General features: G+C 61.5%; 21 protein-coding genes, 1 tRNA gene and 1 riboswitch. Of the genes, 8 read left to right on the top strand and 14 right to left on the bottom strand.

Annotation, left to right across the window (positions count from 1 at the left end):
- The first annotated feature begins 4 nt into the window (after nucleotides 1–4).
- On the top strand, nucleotides 5–1,945 hold the full coding sequence (locus ACINK1_RS14150; RefSeq protein WP_376802148.1) for a glycosyltransferase family 2 protein: 1,941 nt from the start codon (nucleotides 5–7) through the stop codon (nucleotides 1,943–1,945).
- A gap of 5 nt (nucleotides 1,946–1,950) precedes the next feature.
- Here the strand turns inward: ACINK1_RS14150 and ACINK1_RS14155 are convergent, their stop codons facing one another.
- Nucleotides 1,951–2,556 carry an SCO family protein gene (locus ACINK1_RS14155; RefSeq protein ID WP_376802149.1) on the bottom strand — a complete coding sequence of 202 codons (606 nt, stop codon included), beginning with the start codon at nucleotides 2,554–2,556 and terminating at the stop codon, nucleotides 1,951–1,953.
- On the bottom strand, nucleotides 2,553–2,732 hold the full coding sequence (locus ACINK1_RS14160; protein WP_376802150.1) for a hypothetical protein: 180 nt from the start codon (nucleotides 2,730–2,732) through the stop codon (nucleotides 2,553–2,555). Before ACINK1_RS14160 ends, ACINK1_RS14155 begins: the two co-directional genes overlap by 4 nt.
- A 145-nt stretch (nucleotides 2,733–2,877) precedes the next feature.
- Here ACINK1_RS14160 and ACINK1_RS14165 point away from each other — a divergent pair.
- Together ACINK1_RS14165 and ACINK1_RS14170 are read left to right on the top strand one after the other, a co-directional pair.
- Nucleotides 2,878–2,951 (top strand) — tRNA-Gly (locus ACINK1_RS14165).
- Nucleotides 2,952–3,087: 136 nt separating this feature from the next.
- Nucleotides 3,088–4,080, top strand: a complete 993-nt coding sequence (locus ACINK1_RS14170) for a radical SAM protein (RefSeq protein WP_376802151.1) — start codon at nucleotides 3,088–3,090, stop codon at nucleotides 4,078–4,080.
- A gap of 4 nt (nucleotides 4,081–4,084) precedes the next feature.
- Here the strand turns inward: ACINK1_RS14170 and ACINK1_RS14175 are convergent, their stop codons facing one another.
- Together ACINK1_RS14175 and ACINK1_RS14180 are read right to left on the bottom strand one after the other, a co-directional pair.
- Nucleotides 4,085–4,342 carry a hypothetical protein gene (locus tag ACINK1_RS14175; protein WP_376802152.1) on the bottom strand — a complete coding sequence of 86 codons (258 nt, stop codon included), beginning with the start codon at nucleotides 4,340–4,342 and terminating at the stop codon, nucleotides 4,085–4,087.
- Nucleotides 4,343–4,528: 186 nt separating this feature from the next.
- Nucleotides 4,529–5,665: a 2'-deoxycytidine 5'-triphosphate deaminase gene (locus ACINK1_RS14180; RefSeq protein ID WP_376802153.1), complete on the bottom strand. Its 1,137-nt coding sequence runs from the start codon at nucleotides 5,663–5,665 to the stop codon at nucleotides 4,529–4,531.
- Nucleotides 5,666–5,718: 53 nt separating this feature from the next.
- Nucleotides 5,719–5,799, top strand: a riboswitch (SAM riboswitch).
- A 43-nt stretch (nucleotides 5,800–5,842) separates the two neighbouring features.
- On the opposite strand from ACINK1_RS14180, the gene metZ reads away from it, so the two are divergent.
- The 3 genes from metZ (at nucleotide 5,843) to argE (ending at nucleotide 8,901) form a co-directional block, all read left to right on the top strand.
- Nucleotides 5,843–7,045: an O-succinylhomoserine sulfhydrylase gene (gene metZ, locus ACINK1_RS14185; RefSeq protein ID WP_376802154.1), complete on the top strand. Its 1,203-nt coding sequence runs from the start codon at nucleotides 5,843–5,845 to the stop codon at nucleotides 7,043–7,045.
- 287 nt (nucleotides 7,046–7,332) lie between these two features.
- A complete protein-coding gene (gene apaG, locus ACINK1_RS14190) occupies nucleotides 7,333–7,728 on the top strand; it encodes a Co2+/Mg2+ efflux protein ApaG (RefSeq protein ID WP_376802155.1) in 396 nt (131 codons plus the stop codon).
- A gap of 6 nt (nucleotides 7,729–7,734) precedes the next feature.
- Nucleotides 7,735–8,901, top strand: a complete 1,167-nt coding sequence (gene argE, locus ACINK1_RS14195) for an acetylornithine deacetylase (protein WP_376802156.1) — start codon at nucleotides 7,735–7,737, stop codon at nucleotides 8,899–8,901.
- Nucleotides 8,902–8,920: 19 nt separating this feature from the next.
- On the opposite strand, the gene ACINK1_RS14200 is transcribed toward argE, so the two are convergent.
- From ACINK1_RS14200 to ACINK1_RS14210, 3 genes are all read right to left on the bottom strand, one after another.
- Nucleotides 8,921–9,907: an Hsp33 family molecular chaperone gene (locus ACINK1_RS14200; RefSeq protein WP_376802157.1), complete on the bottom strand. Its 987-nt coding sequence runs from the start codon at nucleotides 9,905–9,907 to the stop codon at nucleotides 8,921–8,923.
- Nucleotides 9,904–10,770: an ornithine carbamoyltransferase gene (argF, locus tag ACINK1_RS14205; RefSeq protein WP_376802340.1), complete on the bottom strand. Its 867-nt coding sequence runs from the start codon at nucleotides 10,768–10,770 to the stop codon at nucleotides 9,904–9,906. Before argF ends, ACINK1_RS14200 begins: the two co-directional genes overlap by 4 nt.
- 116 nt (nucleotides 10,771–10,886) lie before the next feature.
- Entirely contained in the window at nucleotides 10,887–12,098 is a 1,212-nt protein-coding gene (locus tag ACINK1_RS14210; protein WP_376802158.1) for an aspartate aminotransferase family protein, read from the bottom strand.
- A gap of 380 nt (nucleotides 12,099–12,478) precedes the next feature.
- Here ACINK1_RS14210 and ACINK1_RS14215 point away from each other — a divergent pair, with 380 nt between their 5' ends.
- On the top strand, nucleotides 12,479–13,009 hold the full coding sequence (locus ACINK1_RS14215) for a GcrA family cell cycle regulator (protein WP_376802159.1): 531 nt from the start codon (nucleotides 12,479–12,481) through the stop codon (nucleotides 13,007–13,009).
- Nucleotides 13,010–13,058: 49 nt separating this feature from the next.
- Here the strand turns inward: ACINK1_RS14215 and phoB are convergent, their stop codons facing one another.
- The 3 genes from phoB to ACINK1_RS14230 form a co-directional block, all read right to left on the bottom strand.
- Nucleotides 13,059–13,769 carry a phosphate regulon transcriptional regulator PhoB gene (gene phoB, locus ACINK1_RS14220; RefSeq protein WP_376802341.1) on the bottom strand — a complete coding sequence of 237 codons (711 nt, stop codon included), beginning with the start codon at nucleotides 13,767–13,769 and terminating at the stop codon, nucleotides 13,059–13,061.
- A gap of 13 nt (nucleotides 13,770–13,782) precedes the next feature.
- A complete protein-coding gene (gene phoU, locus ACINK1_RS14225; RefSeq protein WP_376802160.1) occupies nucleotides 13,783–14,514 on the bottom strand; it encodes a phosphate signaling complex protein PhoU in 732 nt (243 codons plus the stop codon).
- A gap of 132 nt (nucleotides 14,515–14,646) precedes the next feature.
- Nucleotides 14,647–16,005 carry an ATP-binding protein gene (locus tag ACINK1_RS14230; protein ID WP_376802161.1) on the bottom strand — a complete coding sequence of 453 codons (1,359 nt, stop codon included), beginning with the start codon at nucleotides 16,003–16,005 and terminating at the stop codon, nucleotides 14,647–14,649.
- A 152-nt stretch (nucleotides 16,006–16,157) separates the two neighbouring features.
- Between ACINK1_RS14230 and ppk2 the strand changes: the two genes are divergently transcribed.
- Entirely contained in the window at nucleotides 16,158–17,033 is an 876-nt protein-coding gene (ppk2, locus tag ACINK1_RS14235; protein WP_376802162.1) for a polyphosphate kinase 2, read from the top strand.
- On the opposite strand, the gene ACINK1_RS14240 is transcribed toward ppk2, so the two are convergent.
- The 4 genes from ACINK1_RS14240 to ACINK1_RS14255 all read right to left on the bottom strand — a co-directional run bounded on the left by ACINK1_RS14240 (nucleotide 17,030) and on the right by ACINK1_RS14255 (nucleotide 22,185).
- Entirely contained in the window at nucleotides 17,030–18,220 is a 1,191-nt protein-coding gene (locus ACINK1_RS14240; RefSeq protein WP_376802163.1) for an acyltransferase family protein, read from the bottom strand. The two genes, ppk2 and ACINK1_RS14240, sit on opposite strands and share 4 nt — an antisense overlap.
- An 11-nt stretch (nucleotides 18,221–18,231) precedes the next feature.
- On the bottom strand, nucleotides 18,232–19,662 hold the full coding sequence (locus ACINK1_RS14245) for an undecaprenyl-phosphate glucose phosphotransferase (protein ID WP_376802164.1): 1,431 nt from the start codon (nucleotides 19,660–19,662) through the stop codon (nucleotides 18,232–18,234).
- Between the two features lie 5 nt (nucleotides 19,663–19,667).
- Nucleotides 19,668–20,906: a glycosyltransferase gene (locus ACINK1_RS14250; RefSeq protein WP_376802165.1), complete on the bottom strand. Its 1,239-nt coding sequence runs from the start codon at nucleotides 20,904–20,906 to the stop codon at nucleotides 19,668–19,670.
- A 175-nt stretch (nucleotides 20,907–21,081) separates the two neighbouring features.
- Entirely contained in the window at nucleotides 21,082–22,185 is a 1,104-nt protein-coding gene (locus ACINK1_RS14255; RefSeq protein ID WP_376802166.1) for a histone deacetylase family protein, read from the bottom strand.
- Nucleotides 22,186–22,313 lie beyond the last annotated feature (128 nt).

Genomic DNA, 22,313 nt, shown 5'->3' on the forward strand with positions numbered 1-22,313 from the left:
CGCATTGACAGATCATTCAATCGATCAAATTGCCGGTGTTACGGGCGCGGCATGGTCGCAAGGGTCAACGGACGCGCCGGGCAGGACCGGCCTTGGCGAACAGCCAGGCGCCGCCTACCTCGCTTATCCAGCTTATCCGGCTGATCTGGCGTTTCTGGTCGATATCGGCGTGTCGGCCAGCGAGCTGAACGCCGCCATGGCGCGGGCCGAAGAACTCGGTGTGAGCGCCCACGACATTCTCATCAGCGTCAACGGGCGCACGCAGAGAGCCTATCTGCGTGCCCTTGCCCGTGCGCTTGGCTTGCCCTTCATCGATCCGCGCAATGCCGCCATCAGCAATGATGCCTTCAGCGCGCGCGCCCTGTCATCACCTCTGGCAACGCGCATCCTGCCCGTCGACCATCATGGCCAACGTTACTACGCGCTGATGCCGCATGGCCGCGATGTGGAGCGCCTCTTCACGCTCGTCGCAGGGCCCGATGCGCCGGCCCGCCTGGCGATTGCCTGTCCGAACGATGGCCGGGAGGCGATGATTGCTCAGGCTGGCGACCGGCTGCTTGCCACGCACATCACTCCCTTGTTGACAGAGCGCCCCGATTTGAGCGCGCACGATACACCGCGCCGTGCCCGGCGGTCGTTCGTGCTGTCGTTCCTCGCCGTCGCGGCGATGTTGATCGCCGTTGCCGAGGGATATCTCCCTCTGTTCCTGCCGGTAGCGGTCGCGACGATCGCGCTTGCCATCGTGTTCGGGATTGCCCTGGGCTTGCGTTGCGCCTTCATGCTGAAGGCTGACCAGGAAGCAGCGCCGCGCCTTCCCGAGAATAAGCTGCCGACCTATTCAGTGCTCGTGCCGGTCTATCGCGAGGCGCGGATCATCCCGCAATTGCTGGCAGCGCTGGGGCAGATTGATTACCCGGCGCCGTTCATCGAATTCCTGCTGCTGCTGGAGGAAGATGATGAGGAGACGCGAGAGGCGATCGCGGCGGTCGATGGTGATCGCCGCTACGCCGTGCTCAAGGTTCCGTCGGGCTTGCCGCGAACCAAGCCGCGCGCCTTGCAGCTTGGGCTGGCTTTCGCTCGTGGTGAGCTGGTGACGATTTTTGATGCCGAGGACATTCCTGCCCCTGACCAGTTACGCTGCGCCGCCGCGGCTTTCGCTGGCGGAGGGCCACGTCTTGCGTGTGTCCAGGCGCCCCTTGCCATCGACAATGCCGATGCATCATGGCTTGCGCGCCAGTTCGCGCTTGAATATGCGGCTTTGTTTCGAGTCGTCATTCCCGGACTTGCCAGCCTTGACATGCCCGTCATGCTGGGTGGCACCTCCAATCACTTCCGCACCAGCGCACTCCGCCACGTCATGGGCTGGGATCCGTGGAATGTCACCGAAGATGCCGATCTTGGGATCCGTCTGGCACGCTTTGGTTATTCGATCGGCGCTGTGGCAAGCCAGACGCAGGAAGAAGCGCCCGCGCGCTTCACTTCTTGGTTCTCCCAGCGCCGCCGCTGGCTGAAAGGCTGGATGCAGACGGCGCTTGTCCATCTGTCGCACCCGCTGCGGCTGGCGCGCGATCTGTCATGGCGCGGTTCGATCGCCCTCGCCGGCACGCTTGTCGCGACGCTCGCCGCCGCGCTGATCTACCCGCTGTCGTGTTTTGGCATGATGATCCTGCTTGCGACCATCACGTCGCTCGACAGCCCGAACAGCCCGCTGCTGATGGCGTCCGCCATCATCCTGTTTGTCGCCGGCCATGGCGTGGCCATCCTCATGATCGCCATCGGCGCCAGACGAAGCGGTATCAGGCTGCGCCTGATCGATGTCGTGAGCCTGCCGGCCTATTGGGTGCTGGTTTCGCTTGCCGCCTGGATTGCGGTGGTTGATCTGGCAAGGTCGCCCTTTTACTGGGCCAAGACCGACCATGTTGGCCGCCAGAAGGACAACAGCTGAGCCGCCTACAGCAGCGTCAGCAGCAGCGCCATTGCCTTGTCGGGCGCCTTTTCAATATCGATGAGCGCGACAAACGCGCTTTTTTTATCGAGCACATAGATCGCCGCCGTGTGGTCCATGGAGTAGCTGTCGGGCGTATCGCCGACCTTGCGATAGAAGGCGCGCCACGATCTGGCAAAGGCTGCCACCGCCTGGCTCGACCCCGTGAGGCCGATGAAATCATCGCTGAAGCCGGACAGATATCCCTTCAGCAGGTGCGGCGTATCACGTTCAGGATCAACGCTCGCGAACACCACGTTGAGACGCTTGCCCTGCGGCCCCATCCGGGCGACGAACTGCGCCATCTCGTAGAGCCGCGTCGGGCAGATGTCGGGGCAATGGGTGTAGCCAAAAAACAGCAGCGTCGGCTTGCCGGCAAGGATGGTCTGGTCAACCGCCCGGCCATTCTGGTCGATGAGCGAAAACGGGCCGCCGAGATTTGCCGCCTGCTGCTGGTTTCTGCCGGATGTGAGTGTCCACGACAGCGCCGCAAGCCCTCCGGCCAGAATGAGCAGCGACAACAGAAAGACGAGGCGATTGGCAGTGAGTTTCACGTTGGCGGTCTCTTTCACAGACAGGCGGCGACGCCGGCAAGCAGGATATCGACGAAGACGCGCGGCCCCTCAACCGCCCACAGCACCAGCGCGCCGGCAACCGCAGCGCTGATGCCACCGGCCAGGCAGATAATTGCCAGCCGATGCGGGCGGGTGGCGGGTGGCGGGGTGGCATCGGCCATCGCGATTGTCATGCCGTCGCTCATCGTGATGTCTTTCCGCAGTGGTGGTGAGAGCGCAGAATAATTCCGCATCATAGGCTTGTTCGCCCGGTGGCGACAGCCCCTGAGAGCACATCATATTGCCCTTGTGCGCAAGCATGGCTACAAGAACCTCTGCGCGGGCGTAGTTCAATGGTAGAACGGCAGCTTCCCAAGCTGCATACGAGGGTTCGATTCCCTTCGCCCGCTCCAATCGACGCATTTATTTTCCATTTTGTTCGGATTGCCACGAAAATGTGATCAATTGTCGGGGAGTAAATGTCACACTTGGCGGTGCTCGTGATTTCCCTGCGTTGACAGCGCCTTTTCCATCGGCGACCGATAAGCGATGATGAACGCACCCATGCCACGCCAGACAGCCTCGCTACATCCTGGCAAATTCACCGATCCGCGCCGCACCCTGAAGGGCGAGGAGCGCGCCAGTGTTGCTCTCCACCGCCTGGAGACGCTGTGGTTCAACACCGGCACGCTGTGCAATATCACCTGCGTTAACTGCTATATCGAGAGTTCGCCAAAAAACGACCGGCTGGCCTATCTGACCATTGCCGATGTCGCGCATTTTCTTGACGAAATCACCCGAGAGGGCCTGCCAACCCGCCATATCGGTTTCACCGGCGGCGAGCCCTTCATGAACCCTGATATGGGGGCGATCCTCGATTTGGCGTTGTCGCGGGGCTTCGAAGTGCTGGTGCTGACGAATGCCATGCAGCCGATGCAAAGACCATCTGTGCGCCAGCAGCTCGCCGCATTGATCGCCACCTACGGCGCCAGCCTGTCTCTGCGCGTCAGTGTTGATCACTATACACCTGCACTTCATGACAGCGAGCGCAGCGTCGGTTCGTTTGAACGGACCCTTGAAGGCATAGGCTGGCTCGTCGGGCAGGGCGCTGATCTGGCGATTGCCGGGCGTACCTGCTGGTCCGAAAATGACGACGAATTGCGCGCTGGCTACCGCGCGCTCTTCGCCGAGCGTGGCTGGCCGCTTGATGCGGGCGATCCGGCCCGCCTCGTCCTTTTCCCCGAGATGGACGAGCGCGTCGATGTTCCTGAGATCACGACCGCCTGCTGGTCGCTTCTTAATGTCGACCCGGCAAGCCTGATGTGCGCGTCCTCGCGCATGGTGGTGAAGCGCAAAGGCGCCTCAGCGGCCACCGTCCTGCCATGCACGCTGCTGCCCTATGATGAGCGCTTCGACATGGGTCCAACGCTGGCTGCGGCAGCCACGGCCGATGGCGGCATGTTCGATGAAGGGGCTGTTCGTCTCAATCATCCCCATTGCGCTAAATTCTGCGTGCTTGGCGGCGGCAGCTGCCAGAGTTGACACCTCACGAGCCGCGCCGGGCGCGGATGGCGTCAAGCTCGGGATCGCGGACGCAAAGGCGGTGACCGGCTTCAAGGCACAGCAGCACCCGGCGTGACTGGGCAAAACTCTCCACCAGCCAGTAGCCCACGATCAGCAACCCCAGAACGGCAAGACCGGCGCCAAGGTTCTGGCGCATGCGCCGCCTGTCCTCGCGCTCCATCGCCGCGCGGACCCAGGCAGGGCGCGGTGGCAGGGGCTGCGATGGGGGGGTATCGCTCAAACCTCTCTCCGTTTGCGCCGCCAACACGGCTGGAGCATGCTCTCGAAAACAACAAGACAAGAGAGAATTGCAAGTCCGCGTCAATTAGAGCAAAATCCGATCAAGTTGGAACGGATTTTTGCTCTAGATTATTGCTTTCGCATCATCTTTTTCCGCCAGCCGGTATCCACCTGGCGGGATGATGCTCTAGGTGTGATCGGGAGGCTGACGAAAATGTTTGGATAATTTAAGGCCCTGCCCCTGGTAATTCGAGCCTTCGCCTTCACCGTAAAGCCGGGCCGGGCGCTCGCTCATCCGCTCATAGACGAGCCGGCCGACAATCTGCCCATCCTCGACGATAAAGGGGATTTCATGGGAGCGCACTTCCAGAACCGCCCGCGCGCCCGCGCCGCCAGCCGCAGCATGGCCGAAGCCGGGGTCGAAAAATCCGGCGTAATGGACACGAAACTCTCCCACAAGCGGATCAAACGCCACCATCTCGGCCGCATGGTCGGGCGGCACATGGACGGCTTCCTTTGATGCGAGAATATAAAATTCCGATGGATCCAGCACCAGCGAGCCGCTGCCGCGCGCGTAAAGCGGCTCCCAGAAATCATCGATATCGAGCGCAGCGCGGCGATCAACATCGACAAGCCCCGCATGCTTCTTGGCCCGGTAGCCGATGAGCCGTTCCTTGCCGCGCCCCGACAGATCAATCGATACCGCCACCGAACTCGCCAGAAGAGCTTCCTCGCTGTCAACGAGGCGCTCGGCCTGATGCAGTGCCGCAAGGTCGCCATCGCGCACGCGCGGATCGCCAATGCGGAAACGGATCTGCGACAGCCGCGAACCGGCGCGCACCAGAATGGGGAAGGTCGACGGACTGATTTCAGCGTAAAGCGGTCCGTGATAGCCAGCCGCAATCTTGTCGAACAGCACCGCATGATCGCTGATGACACGGGTGAAAATATCCAGGCGCCCGGTGGAACTTTTTGGGTTGGTCGAGGCGGCGATCGCCGACGGCAGTGCCAGGCTTTCCATCAGCGGCACGATATAGACGCAGCCGGTTTCGAGTACCGCCCCCTCGCTGATATCGAACGCATGCAGCACCACTTCTTCAAGCCGCTGCGACACTGCCAGCCGGCGCCCCGGCAGGAAGCTCGCCCGCACCCGGTAGGCGCGCGCGCCCAGTCTGAGATCAAGGCTCGCTGGCTGGATCTGATCGTCATCGAGGGGCCGCGTGGTGCTGATGTCGCCGCGCGCGACCATGGCGGCGATCGCCTGGCAGGGTAGAATACCGGAGATTGGCAAAGGTGTGAGGGTGGTCGCAGGGCGTGATGTCATCCCTGCCATCTAGCCCATGGCTTGGTTGACGCCAAGCCGTGTTCGCGATAGGCAGTTTTTCGCGTGGCGATTTGGGCCGGCCGGCTTGCGACCACGCTATTGACTGCTCGCTAAAAGGCCGGGATGCGCGATAAACGCGCCACCGGTCATTTGCGAGCCCCTGTGAAAGGCTTGCACATGACGATCACTCCCCGCCGCCTTGATATTCGCTCGCTTCATCCTCAGTCGCGCGCCGTCCATGCCGGCACCGAGCGTTCGCAATTTGGCGAGACGTCCGAAGCACTCTTCCTGACGCAGGGCTACGTCTATCCCGATGCGGCGACCTGCGCTGCCCGCTTTGAAGGGAATGATCCCGGCTATATCTATTCGCGCTTTTCGAACCCCACCGTTTCAATGCTGGAAAAGCGCATCGCCGCCCTTGAGGGCGCGGAATCGGCGCGCGCGACCGCGACCGGCATGGCAGCGGTGACCACCGCTCTGATGGGGCTGGTTGGCGCCGGCGATCACGTTGTGTCAGCGTCCAGGCTCTTTGGTTCCTGCCGCTATGTGGTGGAGGAATTCCTGCCGCGCTTCGGCGTTGCCTCAACGCTGGTCGAGGGGGCGGATCTTGATGTCTGGCGCCGGGCGCTGCGCCCCAACACAAAAGCCTTCTTTCTTGAAAGCCCGACCAATCCGACGCTCGATGTTTATGATATTGCGGCAATCGCTGCGATTGCCCGTGAAGCTGGCATCAAATTCATCGTCGACAATGTGTTTGCGACCCCTCTGCTGCAATCCCCCTTGCAGCTTGGCGCCGACGTGGTGGTCTATTCAGCCACCAAGCATATCGACGGACAGGGGCGTTGCCTTGGTGGCCTCATCGTCACCAGCGACAAGATCATTCAGGATCATTATCACACCATCCTGCGCCAGACCGGCCCGGCAATCAGCCCCTTCAATGCGTGGGTGATGCTGAAGGGGCTCGAGACGCTGAGTGTGCGCGTCGAACGCCAGACAGCCAACGCAACCGAGCTTGCCGACCGGCTTGCCTCCCATGACAAGCTCAAACGTATCCTTTATCCCTACCGCGCCGATCACCCGCAATATGAACTGGCCCGCCGGCAGATGCGGGCGGGCGGGACGCTGGTCGGCCTTGAGCTGAAGGGCGGGCGGGCGGACGCGTTCCGCTTCCTTGATGCGCTCAATCTCATCGCCATTTCCAACAATCTTGGTGACGCCAAGAGCCTGATCACGCATCCCTCCACCACCACCCATCAGCGCTTCAGCCCGCAGGCGCGGCAGGAAATGGGGATTTCCGAGGCCTATGTGCGCCTGTCGGTTGGCCTGGAGCATGTCGACGACCTTTTTGCCGACATTGACGGCGCTCTGGGGGCTGCCTAGGGTCAGGCCTCATTAATTTGGGCGAAACGGTGGGAGGGACATGGCGCGAGGTTGAGGAGCAAGCCTGCAGGAAGTCGTCTGACGTTCAAAGGCTTGCGACATAAAGATCGCGTCATGTCACCCCATCCGAAGGACAAGGCACGAATGGCAAACTGGTTCGTCGACGCCCTCAACCATACCAAAGGGTATGCTTTTCGGGCTTCTCCTGCCATTTTATCCATTCGTGCCATGCCGTTTTGCCTAAATTAATGGGTCCTGACCCTAAAGCTTGGCGCGGAGATCCTGCCATGAATTATCGCCGCCAGACGCGCACCATCGAAATATCGGTCGAGCCGCAATTTCTTGCCGAGCAATCCTCGCCCGATGAGGGTGTTTTCTTCTGGGCCTACACCATCGATATCCGCAATCACGGTGCTGAAACGGTGCGGTTGCGCTCGCGCTACTGGAAGATCACGGATGCCAATGGGCGGGTGCAGGAAGTTCATGGGCGCGGTGTTGTCGGCGAGCAGCCGGTTCTGGGCAGCGGCGGGCACTTCCAGTACACCTCCGGTTGCCCGCTGAGCACGCCCTCGGGCATCATGGTCGGCGCCTACACCATGGAAGGGTCCGATGGCGAAACATTCGATGTTGATATTCCGGCTTTCTCGCTCGACAGCCCGCATATGCGCCGCGTCCTGAACTGACGGCGCATGGCCGAATTTCTCTCCAGCGAAGCTATTCTCGCCCGCCTCGTGTCGTTTGATACGGTCTCGTCGAAATCCAATCTTGATCTCATCGCCTGGGTTGACTCCTATCTGGGGAGCCACGGCATCCGCTCGCAGCGCATTACCGATCCCCTGGCGGCGAAAGCGAGCCTCTTTGCCACCATCGGCCCTGAGGGAGCCGGCGGCATCTGCCTGTCCGGCCACAGTGATGTGGTGCCGGTGGAAGGGCAGGCTTGGACCAGCGATCCCTTCACGCTGACGAGGAGGGGCGACAAGCTGTTTGGCCGCGGCAGCGCCGACATGAAGGGTTATATCGCAGTCTGTCTGGCAAAGATGGTGGCGAACAAGGCGACCGCCCTCACCACACCCGTCCATCTGGTGATCTCTTACGACGAGGAGACGACCTGCGAGGGCATCCTGCCGACGATTGCCCGCTTCGGCCATGATCTGCCCAAACCGCGCGCGGTTCTGGTTGGCGAACCAAGCCTGATGAAAGTCGCCAACGGTCATAAATCGGCGGTTGGTTATTTCACCTGTTTCAAGGGACGTGAAGCGCATTCATCGAAACCCTCGGATGGCGCCAACACCATTGTGGCCGGCGCCATGCTGGTGGCGGAAATCGAGCGGCTGGCAGCACAGTTTCGTGAGCGCGCTGATGCCACGAGCCCCTTCGATCCCCCTTTCACCACGCTCCATGTCGGTGTCTTCAAAGGCGGGGTCGCGCGCAATATCGTCCCCCTGGACACGATGGTGAACTGGGAAATACGGGCGTTGCCCGGCCTTGACATGCAGGCGGTCGTCGACAGCCTTTGCACCCATGCCAACCGTGTCATCCTGCCCTATCTCACGGCAACCGCCCCTGAATCAGCCATCACCCATGAGCGTCAGTTCTGGCTCAACGGTCTGGCGCCGGAAAAGGACTCGTTTGCCGAAGCTCTGGCGCTGCGCTGCAGCGGCGGCAACCACACCATCGTCGTGCCCTACGGCTCCGAGGCCGGGCAGTTCCAGGCAGCCGGCATCTCCACCATCATCTGCGGCCCCGGCGATATCGCCCAGGCGCACAAGCCGGATGAATGGATCGCGGTCAGCGAATTGCGCACTTGCGAGGCCTTCCTTGATCGCCTCTTCGAAGGCTGCCGCGCCGGCCTGTAATCTCAACCCGGTTTTCGATCTAGTCGACCACTTCCTCGGCGACGAAATCATAGGCGCGCGAACAAAATTCGCAGGTCACGTTGACACGGCCATTGTTGACGAGGCTGGCGCGCTCCTCGGCATCGAAGCTCTTGAGCACGCCGACGATGCGTTTCTGCGAACAGCGGCAGAAATCGCGGATCGCCTGCGCCTCGAAAACCCGCACGCCCTCTTCGTGAAAGAGACGGTAGAGCAGGGTTTCCGGCGATACCATCGGGTCGACCAGCTCATCGACGCTGATCGTCTCGACCAGCGCCTGGGCGGTCAGCCAAGCTTGATCGTCGCGATGGACGGGCGCCACGAAATCGGAGGGCGCATCGCCCGGCGGCAGATCGGCCATGCGCCGCCGCTCCGGACTTTCGGGCAGGAACTGCACCAGAAATCCGGTCGCCCGCCAGCCTGCCTGCATGGTGCCGTTGACCGGCGTGAAACTTTCAGCGACCGCCAGCTTGACGAGCGAGGGGATCTGTTCGGAGCGCAGGAAATAGGTGCTGGCCGCCTCCTCAAGGCTGGCGCCATCAAGCTCGACGATGCCCTGGTAGCGGTTTTTCATATCCGCGCCCTGATCGAGCGTCATCGCAAGATAGCCGCTGCCGAGGAGCTCCGGAGCGCTGATGCGTCCGGCTGATTGCGCTTGCGCCAGGCGTCCCTTGTCAAAGCTTGCGCAGGCGCGGATGCCGTCAGGGGCTTCGAAATCAGCAACCAGCATGCCGACCGGGCCATCGCCCTTGGTCTGCAGCACCATGCGGCCATCGAATTTGAGCGCGCTTCCCAGAAGCGTCGCCAGCGCTACCGCTTCGGCAAGCAATCGGGCAACGGGGCGCGGATAATCATGACGCGACAGGATGAGGTCGAGCACCGGGCCGAGCCTGACGATGCGCCCGCGCACGTCAAGGCTGTCCACCTGAAAGGGCAGAACACTATCATCGCGCACCGCGCGCGCCGGACGTGACGGCGCCTCGCTCACTCCTGCATGCCTCCCAGACACCAGGCAAGAATACCCTTCTGCGCATGCAGACGGTTCTCCGCCTCGTCGAACACCACCGAATTGGCGCCGTCGATGACGTCATCCGTCACTTCCTCGCCGCGGTGCGCCGGCAGGCAATGCATGAAGATGGCATCGCGCTTGGCGCGCGCCATCAGGCGCTTGTTGACCTGATAGCGCTTGAGGAGGTTGTGCCGGCGTTCCGCCTCGACATCGCCCATCGACACCCACGTGTCGGTGACGACACAGTCGACCCCGTCAACCGCCTGTTCGGGGTCCGTCGTGAAGGTGACATTGGCGCCTGCGCTGTGCGCCCATTCGATAACATCCTGACGCGGCGCCAGTTCAGGCGGCGCCGCCACCCTCAGTTCAAAGTCAAAGCGCGCGGCGGCATGCACCCAGGAAGCCAGAACATTATTGCCATCGCCCGACCACGCCACCTTGCGCCCGGCAATCGGCCCGCGATGCTCCTCGAACGTCATCACGTCCGCCATCACCTGGCAGGGATGCGAGCGCCGTGTCAGACCGTTGATGACCGGTACCGTCGCATTGGCCGCCAGCTCTTCGAGCACACCATGGTCAAGAATGCGGATCATGATGGCATCGACATAGCGCGACAGCACGCGCGCGGTGTCGGCAATCGTCTCGCCACGCCCCAATTGCATTTCGGCTGCCGTCAGCACCATCGTCTCGCCGCCAAGCTGGCGCATCGCCACGTCAAAGGATACGCGGGTACGCGTGGACGGGCGCTCGAAAATCATCGCCAGCATCTTGCCGGCAAGCGGTTTGTCCTGCGGTTTGCCGGCCTCGCGTGATGCCTTGGTCGCGCGGCTCCACTCGATCATGTGACGCAATTCCTTGCCCGACATGTCGCGCAGATCGAGAAAATGCTTCACCGCCGACACGGTTTTGCGCGCGCCGGAGCGCCGGGCCGAACTCAATGTCGACACGCCGTTTCTGCTCATGCCGCTTCCCCTTTTGTACTCGAAGCACGCGCCGTCTCGAATTCGCGGCAGGCATTTTCCAGGCTGACAAGGGCTTCATCGACGTCGCCGCGCGTGATTACCAGCGGCGGCAGGAGGCGCACCGTGTTGTCGCCGGCGCCAACCGTCAGCAGATGCTGCTTGCGCAGGGCCTGCACCACGTCGCCAACCGGCGGGATGACCTTGAGGCCCATCATCAGCCCTTCGCCACGCACGGCCTCGATCACCTGCGGATGGCGATCCTTCAGCGCCGCCAGCTTCTGCTTGGCATAGCCCGCAACATCGTTCACATGGTCGAGGAAGCCCGGCGCCAGCACCACATCAAGCACCGCATTGCCCACCGCGCAGGCCAGCGGATTGCCGCCAAACGTCGTGCCATGCGTGCCGGCCGTCATGCCGATGCCAGCCTCTTTGGTTGAAAGACAGGCACCGATGGGAAAGCCACCGCCGATGCCCTTGGCAATCGCCATGATATCGGGTGTGACATTGGCCCATTCATGCGCAAACAGCTTGCCGGTGCGGCCAACGCCCGTCTGCACCTCGTCGAAGATCAGCAGAAGGCCATGCTCGTCGCACAGGGCACGCAAGCCCCGCAGACATTGCGGCGGCACCGGGCGAATGCCGCCCTCGCCCTGCAGGGGTTCGATGAGGATGCCGGCAGTGTGCGGGCCGATGGCGGCCCTCACCGCCTCATGATCAGCGAAGGGGACCTGGTCAAAGCCATCGACCTTGGGTCCGAAACCCTCAAGATATTTGGCCTGTCCGCCCGCCGCAATCGTTGCCAGGGTGCGGCCATGAAAAGCCCCTTCAAAGGTGATCAGGCGATAGCGCTCGGGCGCTCCCTTGGCCGCATGATATTTGCGCGCCATCTTGATCGAGGCTTCAAGCGCCTCGGCGCCTGAATTGGTGAAGAAGGCATAATCAGCGAATGTCGCCTCGACGAGGCGGGCGCCCAGCTTTTCCTGTTCAGGAATGCGATACATGTTTGACACATGCCACAGCGTCTCGGCCTGCGCCTTGAGTGCCGCGACCAGATGCGGATGGCAATGTCCGAGCGAATTGACGGCAATGCCGGCGGCAAAATCAAGATAGGATGTGCCATCGGCGGTGAACAGGCGCGCGCCCTCACCTCGGGCAAATGCAAGCTCCGAACGGGCGAAGGCAGGCAGAAGCGGCGATGGCGTGGTCATGGGCGCATCCTTTCGGGCCGTTGGTCGTGAGCTTGGCTGGACTGACAAGCAGAGGGCTGCGGTACAAAAAAGCGAAAGCCGCCCACCGGCGGCCTGAGAGCATGAATTCTATTGAATCTTGAACTTATGTCAACTTTACGAAGGGTGAGGAAGGTTTCGTACGCGGACTCAACTTTGCCACACATCTGGGGATAACACGCTGACGGGGCCTGGCGCGCTTGCGCGTCAGATTCAGCCTGTAGTAGGTACGTAACTGCGGGCCACGACATATCGTGGTGGCGCAGTAATACAGCTTAACAGTCAAGGCGTGCGGAGCCGATTGCTACAGCAATAAGGCGAGCGCTGAGGGATTCCGTCCACGGACTGGCGGGGGGCATGATATGAACTGGACCGATGAACGCGTTGAATTGTTAAAGAAACTATGGACGGAAGACGGTTTGACCGCCACCCAGATCGCGCAGCAATTGGGTGGCATCACGCGTAATGCCGTGATCGGCAAAGTCCATCGGCTCGGCCTGTCGGGTCGGGCAAAGTCGGCAAGTCAGGCGCCACGCGCCGCCCGTCCGAAGCAGAAATCGACGGGTCATGTCCAGCGCACAGTGTCGTCCCGCCCCATCAGTTTTGGCGCCACCGCGCTCAAAATCGAGACCGAGGCCCAGATCGATGTCATTGCCCAGCCGGCGGTGATGATTCCTTTTCCCGCGCCAACGAACGACAAGATCGACATCACGCAACTCGGGTTTCGTACCTGCCGCTGGCCGATCGGTGATCCGGTCGCGACCGATTTCGGCTTCTGCGGCGCGGATAGCTCCAACGAAAAGCCTTACTGCCCCTATCATTGCGCGGTTGCCTATCAACCGTCCAATGAGCGCCGCCGCCAGGCGCAGCGCGATGTCCGCGCCAGGGTGTGAACGAGCCACCTTCGGCCGCAGAAAACGTCAGCCCGAGGCGCCGTCAGCCTCAGGCTGCAGCGCCGCGGCTGCTGAATTGATCATTGAATGAATAGCCAGCGCCCCGCACGGTGCGGATGGGGTCCATCATCTTTCCGCGATTGACGGCCTTGCGCAGGCGTCCGACATGAACATCGACAGTGCGCTCATCGACGTAGACGTCATGGCCCCATACACCGTCGAGCAATTGCATGCGCGAGAACACCCGCCCGGGCGATTGCATGAGAAATTCGAGCAGGCGGAATTCCGTCGGACCAAGATGGATCTCATGCCCGGCGCGTCGCACCCGGTGTGTCTCGCGATCAAGCTCGATATCGCCGGCACGCAGCTGGTTGGCCACCAGTTCAGGGCGGGAGCGGCGCAGGAGTGTACGCACGCGGGCCATCAGTTCGGGTATTGAAAACGGCTTGACGACATAATCATCAGCGCCCAGCGAGAGACCACGCACGCGCTCGCCCTCTTCCCCGCGCGCCGTCAGCAGAATGATCGGCAGACGTTCCGTTTCGCTCCGCGCCCTCAGCCGCCGGCACAGTTCAATGCCGCTGAGGCCCGGCAGCATCCAGTCGAGCAACACCAGATCCGGCTGATGCTCCCTGAGGCGCGTCTCGGCGTCGTCACCGCGCGCAACAGCATCAACCTTGTAGCCTTCCGCTTCCAGATTATAGCGCAGCAGCAAGGTCAGCGGCTCGTCGTCTTCGACAATCATCACCCGCGTATGCATGACCATGGTGGACCTACTGGGCGGCGGTGGGGATGCTGGATGTGTAGAGCGAATCATCACCTTTCGGCCGGTCTTCCGACAGATTTTCACCTGTCGAGACATAATACACCGTCTCGGCGATATTGGTGGCATGATCGCCGATGCGCTCGATATTCTTGGCCGTAAACAGGAGATGCGTGCAGGCGGTGATGTTGCGGGCATCCTCCATCATGTAGGTCAGCAGCTCGCGGAAGATCGAGGTGTACATCGCATCGATTTGCTCATCGCGTTTCCACACGCCGAGCGCCTTGCCCTGATCCTTCTGGGTATAGGCGTCGAGCACATGCTTGAGCTGTTCAAGCGCAATCTGGCTGATGTGGGAAACGCCATGCACCAGCTTCTGCGGCGGCACGCCGCTGCCCATGGCAATCACCCGCTTGGCGATATTCTTTGCCAGATCACCGATACGCTCAAGATCACTGCAGATGCGCAGCGCGCCGACAACATCGCGCAGATCGCTTGCAACCGGCTGTCGCCTGGCGATCAGCAAAATGGCGGCTTCTTCGACCTCCCGTTGCAACCTGTCGAGGCGCACATCGTCCCGAACGACAATCCCTGCGAGATCAAGGTCGCGTCGGCCGAGCGCCAGGACTGAATCAGCAACCGCCTTTTCAGCAAGCCCGCCCATTTCGGCGATCAGTCGCGTCAGATTTTCCAGCTCATCTTCAAACGCCTTGACGGTATGATCCACGGTATTTTTCCTCATGTCCTGTCGTGCAACACTCCTCGCAGCGAGGAGACGACACATTAGACAGCTTGATCGCAGCTTTTGCAGAAGTGCAAGCGGGTTACGCTTGCTTCCTGAGGCAATCGGGCGCGATGATCTGCGGAGACGTCTTTATGATCCTTCCTTGACAATAGGGTGACAGGACGCATCGCCTTGAAAGACTTCATCAAAACGCACGCAGAATGTCGAGCCCTCAGCGAGGGTGCTGTTGATCGTCAGCCGCGCCCGATGGCGGGCGAGGATGTGTTTGACAATCGCCAGTCCGAGCCCGGTGCCGCCCTTGGCGCGACTGGTCTGGGTATCGACCCGGTAAAAGCGTTCTGTCAGGCGGGGTAAATGTTCAGGTGCGATGCCAGGACCCTGATCGACCACGCTCACCCGCACCGCAGCCGCAAAGCCGTCTTGCGCCGGCTCGCGATCGATTATGATGCGCACCGTCTGTCCGTCGCCGCCATACTTGATGGCGTTCTCAATGAGATTTTCGAATACACGGTAGATTTCATCGCGCTCGGCCCTGATCGCGAAGGGCGCGCCCTCGCACGTCAGCTGCAATCGTGACTGGTTGTCATTGGCAAGCGGCGACAACGCATCGACCGTCTGGGCCACCACGGAGGACACGTCAATGACCGCCTGCGGCCTGACATGGGCGTTGAGCTCGATGTGTGACAGTGACAACAGATCATCGATGAGGCGCGACATGCGCAGGGCCTGCTGGCGCATGATGCCCAGAAAGCGGTCTCGCGCCGGCGTGTCGTTGCGGGCGGGTCCCTGCAGGGTTTCGATGAACCCGAGAAGGGAGGCGAGCGGCGTGCGCAACTCGTGACTGGCATTGGCGATGAAATCGACCCTCATCGTTTCAAGGCGCTGGCGCTTGGTTTCATCGTGAAGGATGATCAGCACATAATCAGGAATGCTGCCGGCAGATGACGGGTTGACGTGGATCGGCTCGACAAATGCCTCGAAGCTGCGCTCGATGGGAACTCTCTCGCCGAAGTGTACAGCCGGCGAGCGCCCGCCGGCGAGCACCAGGCGCAAGGCTTCCGTCACTGCGGGCACGCGCAGCACGAATGACAGTGGTTCGCCCATGCGCAGGCCGACAATGGCGCTGGCGGCTTGCTCATTATGCATGACGACGACGCCACGCCGGTTGACCACCACGCACGGATCAGGCAGCGCGGCGATCAGCAGCGCGCTGCGGTGATCGAGATCGCGACGCAGGTTATTTGCGGAGAAATCCGCCCGGTGCCGGCTATCGCTTGACGGGACGCTCGTCACAAAGATCGTGAGTGACAGTGCCAGGAACGCCACAGCACTCAGCCACCAGGGTGCATCACTCATCACAGCGAAGGCGATACAAACGGCGGCGCTGACGCCGATCAGCCACAGGCGTCCGCCGTCGGGCAGAAGCCGCACGCGCGCAGGCAAGGTCGCTGCGATGCGCGAGCGCTCCTGTTTGTCGATGACGCTCATGGGCCTCCGGGGAAGATGGCGTTCGGGAACAGGCTCGGCGACAAGTTTGCGGCGAATCGGTGACGAAGAGAAGACGCTTCCTTCAGCCTTTTGTCTGACACGCCGTTTCAGTGATATGTTTTCCTCCACGCTGGCAATCGGGGATTGAGCATATGGCACGAGGCATCAAAGGGCAGAACAAAGCCGGTGATTATGAGTCCTTCTCGCTTGATGCCAAAAAACTGCCAGCCGAGATCAGGGATCGCGCCTTCACATCCGGCGGCTATCCTTACGACAGCAAGTTCGACCGTGAGGACTACGATAAGCGCATCCATGAGCTGCAGATCGAACTTTTGAAGCTGCACGCCTGGACCCGCGACACGGGCGCGCGCATCGTCATTGTCTTTGAAGGGCGTGATGCCTCCGGCAAGGGAGGCACGATTGCCCGCTTCCTCCAGCACATGCCGCCACGGACCGCGCGGGCCGTCGCCTTGTCGAAACCTTCAGAAGCCGAGCAGGGCCAATGGTATTTCCAGCGCTACGTGTCGGCCATGCCGACGCGTGGTGATATCGTCCTGTTCGACCGCTCCTGGTATAATCGTGCCGCCGTTGAACCGGTCAACGGCTTCTGTACCAAGGATCAATGCAAGGCGTTCCTGAAAGAAGCACCGACGTTTGAGCGCATGCTGATCCGCGACGGCATCTACCTTTTCAAGATCTTTCTCGATGTCGGTCACGAAATGCAGCTCAAGCGCCTGTGGGCGCGCCACCAGGACCCTTTGAAGCTGTGGAAGCTTTCTCCGATCGATTTCAAGGCCGTTCACCAATGGCCGGCCTATTCGCGCGCCTTTTCCCGTATGTTCAAGAAGACCGACACTGATGACGCACCGTGGACGGTCATTCTTGCCAATGACAAATTGCGCACGCGGATCGCGGCTTTGCAGATCGTCTTGTCGCGCATCGACTATGCCGGCAAGGACACCGAACTGGTCGGCCATCCTGATCTCAAGATTGTTGGCGACGGGCGTTTGTTCATCGACCGTTACTAGGCACAGGCACCCGCTAATTGTCGCGGCTTTGCGCGCTGCTCGAGCCGGTCAGCCTGGCGGTTGAAGAAACGTCGCGCCGGTGCTTCGCACAATGTGTAGGTGAGGAAGGACAAGGCGAGGACGGCGGCGAGATAGGCAACCGCCATCGCATCCATCGCCCCCGCCGGGCCGAAGGCATAAAGCGCCTTCGGCTGCCCGTTAACCGCCACCGTCTCGATCAGCGACGTACCAAGCTCGCGCTGCGCTGAATTGACGAGGCGCTCGACCATCAGCACGACGAAATAATTCACCATGTAGATTGAATAGGACCAGGCGCCGAGCGCCTGGAAGACACGGCCAGTCATGAGCCGTGATACCGGCCCGCTCTCGAAGGCGAGAACAAACACCATGGCCGAGAAGACGAAAGGTGCGAGGAAGGCAAGGGGCCCGCGCCCGGCAGCCGACACGAAGACGATGACCGCAAGGATCATCAGCGGCTCAAGCCAGGCTGACCATGCCATCACCCGCGACCGCACAGCGCTGCCGGCGCGCTGCCACAGACGCTGCGTGACGACGCCGGCGAAAAAGCCGGCAATGCAGCGCAGGATGCCGAAATCATAGGTTGAATCCATGCCGCGCGGTGCCACGAGGATCAGCGTCAGAAGCGCCGCAAGGCTCAGCATCGTCGACCACAGGCTCAGGCGGCGCGCGCCCACAACACATACCGCCGCAAACAGGAGATACGTCCAGAACTCATCAGAGATCGACCATGAGGGCTGGTTCCATGTCAGCACCTCATAGAGATTGAGGCCATGAACAAGCGCGATATTGGTCAGGATCGTCGCGGGAGAGCTTGTGCCGGAGAAGGGCGGAACGTCCATCGCCACACCCTTCAGGCTGAGGGCGAGTTTCACGGCTTCAAAAGCAACGAACATCGCAAGCAGCAGCATATGCAGCGGCCACAGGCGCCCGAAACGACGTAGCGCAAAGGCTGCTGCCGGCTTCATCCCGTCCAGCTTGGCGCCATACGCATGAGCGATGACAAAGCCGGACAAGACAAAGAAGAAATCGACGAAGAGATAGGAATTGCGAACGATCGGCAGGTTGTAGAAGAAGCCATTGGCGTGGAGACGTTCAAGCGCCACGAGGAGTGCGGCAACGCCACGCCAGGCGTCGAGCACGTGAAAGCGCTGGGTCAATGGCGACATGGTGCTGATCCTCAATAAGCGTTCTTGAAGGTTGACGGGCTGATGAGCGTCATCACGCAGATGCGCAGATCAAACAGCAGCGACCAATTATCGATGTAATGAAGGTCATGTTCGACCCGCCGGCGCATCTTGTCGTCAGTATCCGTCTCGCCGCGCAGGCCATTCACCTGGGCCCAGCCAGTGATCCCCGGTTTCACATTGTGCCGGCGCGCATAAAGCGAGATGCGTCGCTCAAAGGCGTGGTTATGCGCAACCGCATGCGGCCTTGGCCCGACAATCGACATATCGCCGATCAGCACGTTGAAGAGCTGTGGCAGCTCATCGATTGAATAGCGGCGCAGCAGCCGGCCGATGCGGGTGACGCGCTGGTCGTCACGGGTTGCCTGCCGGATCGTCTGGCCGTCATCGAGTGTCGTCATGGTACGAAATTTGAAGATACGGAACGTCTTCTGGTTGAAGCCGAAGCGGTTCTGGAAAAAGAGCACCGGCCCGGGCGAATCAAGCTTGATCAGCACCGCAACGACCGCAAGGAGCGGCGCCAGGATGATGATCCCTGCGGTCGCGGCAACGATATCGAAAAGGCGCTTTGCCAGCCGCTCGCTGGCATGATGAGGCGGCCGCGTGATCTGCAGGCTTGAGAGCGGCCCTAGCTTGGCAACCGCCATGTCATCGAAACGATCAAGAATGCGCTCTGGTGCCAGATGAATGGCCGCCGGTATCGTCATGAACGCATCGATGCAGTGCTCGACCAGCCTATGGTCCGCCCACGGCACGGCGATGATGATGTCATCTGGTGTCAGCACCCTTGCCTTGGCGACGGCTTTCGAAAGTTCGCTGTCAAGCTCATGGCTGTCAGCGTGCACAAACGCACTGCCGACCAGTTCAAGCCCGGGACAATTGGCGCGGAAGCGGCGATGGAAGGCCAGAACATCACGTTCGCTTCCCACCAGAAAGGTGCGGCGCGTCACCATACGCCCATCGCTCAGCAGCGCCCGCGACAATCCGCCAAGCGCAAGGCGAAGCGCCGGAAGGGCGAGAAGGCCTGCGCCGAAGAAAACGACGATGGCCCCGCGCGAGTAAAGCTCGCTCGTTTTGGCCAGGAAACTGATGCACAGCACGCATACGAATGCGGTTGTCCACGTCAGCAGGTCACGTTCTGCACCACGCCGCGCCAGCGCATAACGCGCCATGCCATAATCGCCACGCGACAATTTGAGCAGGGCGTAGGTGACAGCAATGATGATGCCATAGGCAAGCGGCTTGCTGAGCGGCCCGAGGGACCCGTAAATGGTCGCATGATAGGCAAGGCCGGTGAGCAGGGCTGTCAGAACGATGACAGCCGTGTCGCACAAGAGTGCAAAGACTGAAAAGATGCCGCGTTCCGCGCTTGGCAGCGGTTCGACCATGAACAGGTCATTGGCGCGTTCGTCGGAAAGGGACATGACGCTTATTCTCCTGCGGCAACAAAACGGGGTTCGCTGACGGGCGGCTGGCCGGCATGTGCAAGCCGGCGCATCAGCGCAAACATCTCGGCGAGCTGGCGCGTCACCGCGAAGCTGGCGACAGAGGCAGCGATTCCTTCTGGCGTGTAGATACCCAGGCGGATGCCGTTCCACGCGGCGATCACGGCCTCGCTCATCGCCGCAGCGGTCTGCGCGCGGTCCTCGCTGCGAGCCACCATTTCTCCGCTGTGGCCCGATCTCACGATCTGATCGAATTGTGGCAGGTGAACGCCGGCATAGGGGCGCCCGCTCGCCAGCAGTTCAAGCAGGAAGCACGGCATGCCCTCGTAATAGGAGGTGAGAATGCCGACATGGGCGCGCCGCATGACAGCGGCGACCTGGCGTGGCGTCAGCGCGCCATGGCGTATGGTAAAGGCGGAGATTGCCGCAAACTCGCCAAACACTGTCGGGTCGGAGGCGCCGCAATAATGGAATTCGAAGGCGCCGTTCAATCTCGCGTGAAGTCTGGCCGCCACATCGAACATCAGCGGCGGGTCCTTGAAGGCATCGAGACGGCCGGCAAAGACAACCCGCAGCTTGCGCTCGCTGGTATCGAACGGGCTCGGTGAAAAGAGATCGCAATCAACCGACACTGTGCGCATGCCGATCTTTGCCGCATGGGCGGGATGGCGGGCGGCCACCCGTTCGCGAAGTTTCTGTGTGACGCAGAAGAGTTGCGCGGCAAGGCGCACCGCCAGCCATTCGGCCACTTCGTGCACCCACCAGTGACGACCAAGGATGGAATCCATCTTGTCGCCGCGCTGCCCCTCATTATGCAGGAGCGCCATCACCGGGTGACCGAGCAGGCGCGCAGGCAGCACCAGTTCAAGGCGCTCGACTTCGACGATGGCGGGCGATTTTGCCAACAGACGGCGCAGCATCGGCAGCGCCACTGTCAGACGCATGGCAAAGCGCAGCGTCACGGAAGAGGACAGGGAGGCTGCGGCATTGATCTGCGCCCCTGGCTCCACCCGCATGAGCGGCAGGAACGAAATGGTGCGGCCTTCGATATCGATTTCGCTGATACGGCCCGTCGGCAGATCGCCGCGCTCGTCGATGCCAACCAGCATAAGGCGCGCATCGGCGGGATGATGGCGCAGGAGATGGCGGATATGCGTCTCGATACCGCCGACTTTGGCCCCGCGTGGGTCCATGGTGTGGATGGAGACAATGGTAAACGACATGAGTGTATCCATTTGGGACGTCTGTGGCGCACAGGCGAACACATCGCCTTTCTCACGCTTGGTTTTGCGAAGAGCGTGCCAAAGGACAGGATCGCGTCGTTATTTTCGGTATTTTCCGGCAGCCGGCAGCATTTGCCGCAGCTTAACCTTAGCAAAGATGCTTAAAAGCCTATTTTTATTGGCCGATGCTACGGTCAAACGCTGTCAGGAACGCGGGGGCAGCAGCGGCGCTGGCGATCAGCGAATAGCCGCCTTCCTGAACGATCACCGAGGGCAGGCGCAAGCTGCCCCAGATAGCGCCGATCTGGGCAAACCCTGCCGTCGTCACCTTCAGCTTCGACAGCGGATCCTCGCCATGAGCGTCCCATCCGGCGGAAATCACCAGCGCCTCGGCGCCGAAAGCCTTGACGGCCTGCGCCAATGTCTGATTGGCACCAGCAAAGGCGCGGTCATCGGCGCCTGGCGCCAGCGGCAGGTTGAGCGTGAAACCACGCCCTTCCCCGTCGCCGATCTCGTCGCCATAGCCGGCGAAATAGGGATAATAGGCGGACGGGTCGGTATGCACCGATGCGTAGAAAACATCATTGCGGCGATAGAAGATCGCCTGCGTGCCATCACCGTGATGCGTATCAAAATCGATGATCGCCACTCGCGAGAAGCGCCTGCGCAGGCGCTCGGCCGCAATTGCCGCATTGTTGAGGAAACAGAAGCCTGAGGCGCGGTCGCTATAGGCGTGATGCCCGGGCGGGCGGCACAGGGCAAAGGAGGCGGGTGCGCCGTCCACGATGTCATCGGCGCCGTTGATGGCGGCCTGCGCCGAGGCGTAGGCGGCAGCGAAGCTTCCCTCCATGGTGGCGCAGGCCATATCGCCCATATACCAGCCGGCCTGACCGACGATGCCGGTGGTGCGCGGCGGCGCGCGATGCGCCAGATCGGCGCCCGCTCCCCGGTAGGGATGGACGTTCGGCCACACCTCCGGCCCGCGCGGCGACAGCGCGCTGAACCTTTGGTAGGCGGTTTCAAGAAAGCGCACATAATGATCGGCATGGACAGCCAGGATGGCCTCACGCCCGTGGTCGCGTGGCGTCAGGCTCGTCAGGCCGATGCCGACAAGCGCTGTGACCAGTGCGCTTGCCCGCTCAGGCGTTTCAAAGGGCGCAACGATGCGGCCATGCATCATGAACTGGGTGGGCTTGTGGGCGAGCTGGGTTTCAGAAAAATAAAGGTTCATCGCATGGCCTTGCATCAGGCGCGCCGCAGGGAGATTGAAGAGAAGCATAGTCGCTCGCTCCTTCCAAGCTGACCCCCGGTCGGGCGACCAAAGACCGCTTGTCGAACTCATCCAGTCGTCGCATCATCGACTTTACAGGCCACCAGCGGCAAGATGGCCATGACAGGGGAGAGTGT

Source organism: Raskinella chloraquaticus (SeqCode), from assembly GCF_021731865.1.
In the GTDB taxonomy this organism is placed as follows: domain Bacteria; phylum Pseudomonadota; class Alphaproteobacteria; order Rhizobiales; family UBA4765; genus Raskinella; species Raskinella chloraquaticus.

Excerpts from the sequence above, each read along its gene's own strand:
- ACINK1_RS14160 (WP_376802150.1), bottom strand. The coding sequence starts at position 2,732 with ATGACAATCGCGATGGCCGATGCCACCCCGCCACCCGCCACCCGCCCG.
- ACINK1_RS14170 (WP_376802151.1), top strand. The coding sequence starts at position 3,088 with ATGATGAACGCACCCATGCCACGCCAGACAGCCTCGCTACATCCTGGC.
- ACINK1_RS14180 (WP_376802153.1), bottom strand. The coding sequence starts at position 5,665 with ATGACATCACGCCCTGCGACCACCCTCACACCTTTGCCAATCTCCGGT.
- metZ (WP_376802154.1), top strand. The coding sequence starts at position 5,843 with ATGACGATCACTCCCCGCCGCCTTGATATTCGCTCGCTTCATCCTCAG.
- apaG (WP_376802155.1), top strand. The coding sequence starts at position 7,333 with ATGAATTATCGCCGCCAGACGCGCACCATCGAAATATCGGTCGAGCCG.
- argE (WP_376802156.1), top strand. The coding sequence starts at position 7,735 with ATGGCCGAATTTCTCTCCAGCGAAGCTATTCTCGCCCGCCTCGTGTCG.
- argF (WP_376802340.1), bottom strand. The coding sequence starts at position 10,770 with ATGATCGAGTGGAGCCGCGCGACCAAGGCATCACGCGAGGCCGGCAAA.
- ACINK1_RS14210 (WP_376802158.1), bottom strand. The coding sequence starts at position 12,098 with ATGACCACGCCATCGCCGCTTCTGCCTGCCTTCGCCCGTTCGGAGCTT.
- ACINK1_RS14215 (WP_376802159.1), top strand. The coding sequence starts at position 12,479 with ATGAACTGGACCGATGAACGCGTTGAATTGTTAAAGAAACTATGGACG.
- phoB (WP_376802341.1), bottom strand. The coding sequence starts at position 13,769 with ATGCATACGCGGGTGATGATTGTCGAAGACGACGAGCCGCTGACCTTG.
- phoU (WP_376802160.1), bottom strand. The coding sequence starts at position 14,514 with ATGAGGAAAAATACCGTGGATCATACCGTCAAGGCGTTTGAAGATGAG.
- ACINK1_RS14230 (WP_376802161.1), bottom strand. The coding sequence starts at position 16,005 with ATGAGCGTCATCGACAAACAGGAGCGCTCGCGCATCGCAGCGACCTTG.
- ppk2 (WP_376802162.1), top strand. The coding sequence starts at position 16,158 with ATGGCACGAGGCATCAAAGGGCAGAACAAAGCCGGTGATTATGAGTCC.
- ACINK1_RS14240 (WP_376802163.1), bottom strand. The coding sequence starts at position 18,220 with ATGTCGCCATTGACCCAGCGCTTTCACGTGCTCGACGCCTGGCGTGGC.
- ACINK1_RS14245 (WP_376802164.1), bottom strand. The coding sequence starts at position 19,662 with ATGTCCCTTTCCGACGAACGCGCCAATGACCTGTTCATGGTCGAACCG.
- ACINK1_RS14250 (WP_376802165.1), bottom strand. The coding sequence starts at position 20,906 with ATGTCGTTTACCATTGTCTCCATCCACACCATGGACCCACGCGGGGCC.
- ACINK1_RS14255 (WP_376802166.1), bottom strand. The coding sequence starts at position 22,185 with ATGCTTCTCTTCAATCTCCCTGCGGCGCGCCTGATGCAAGGCCATGCG.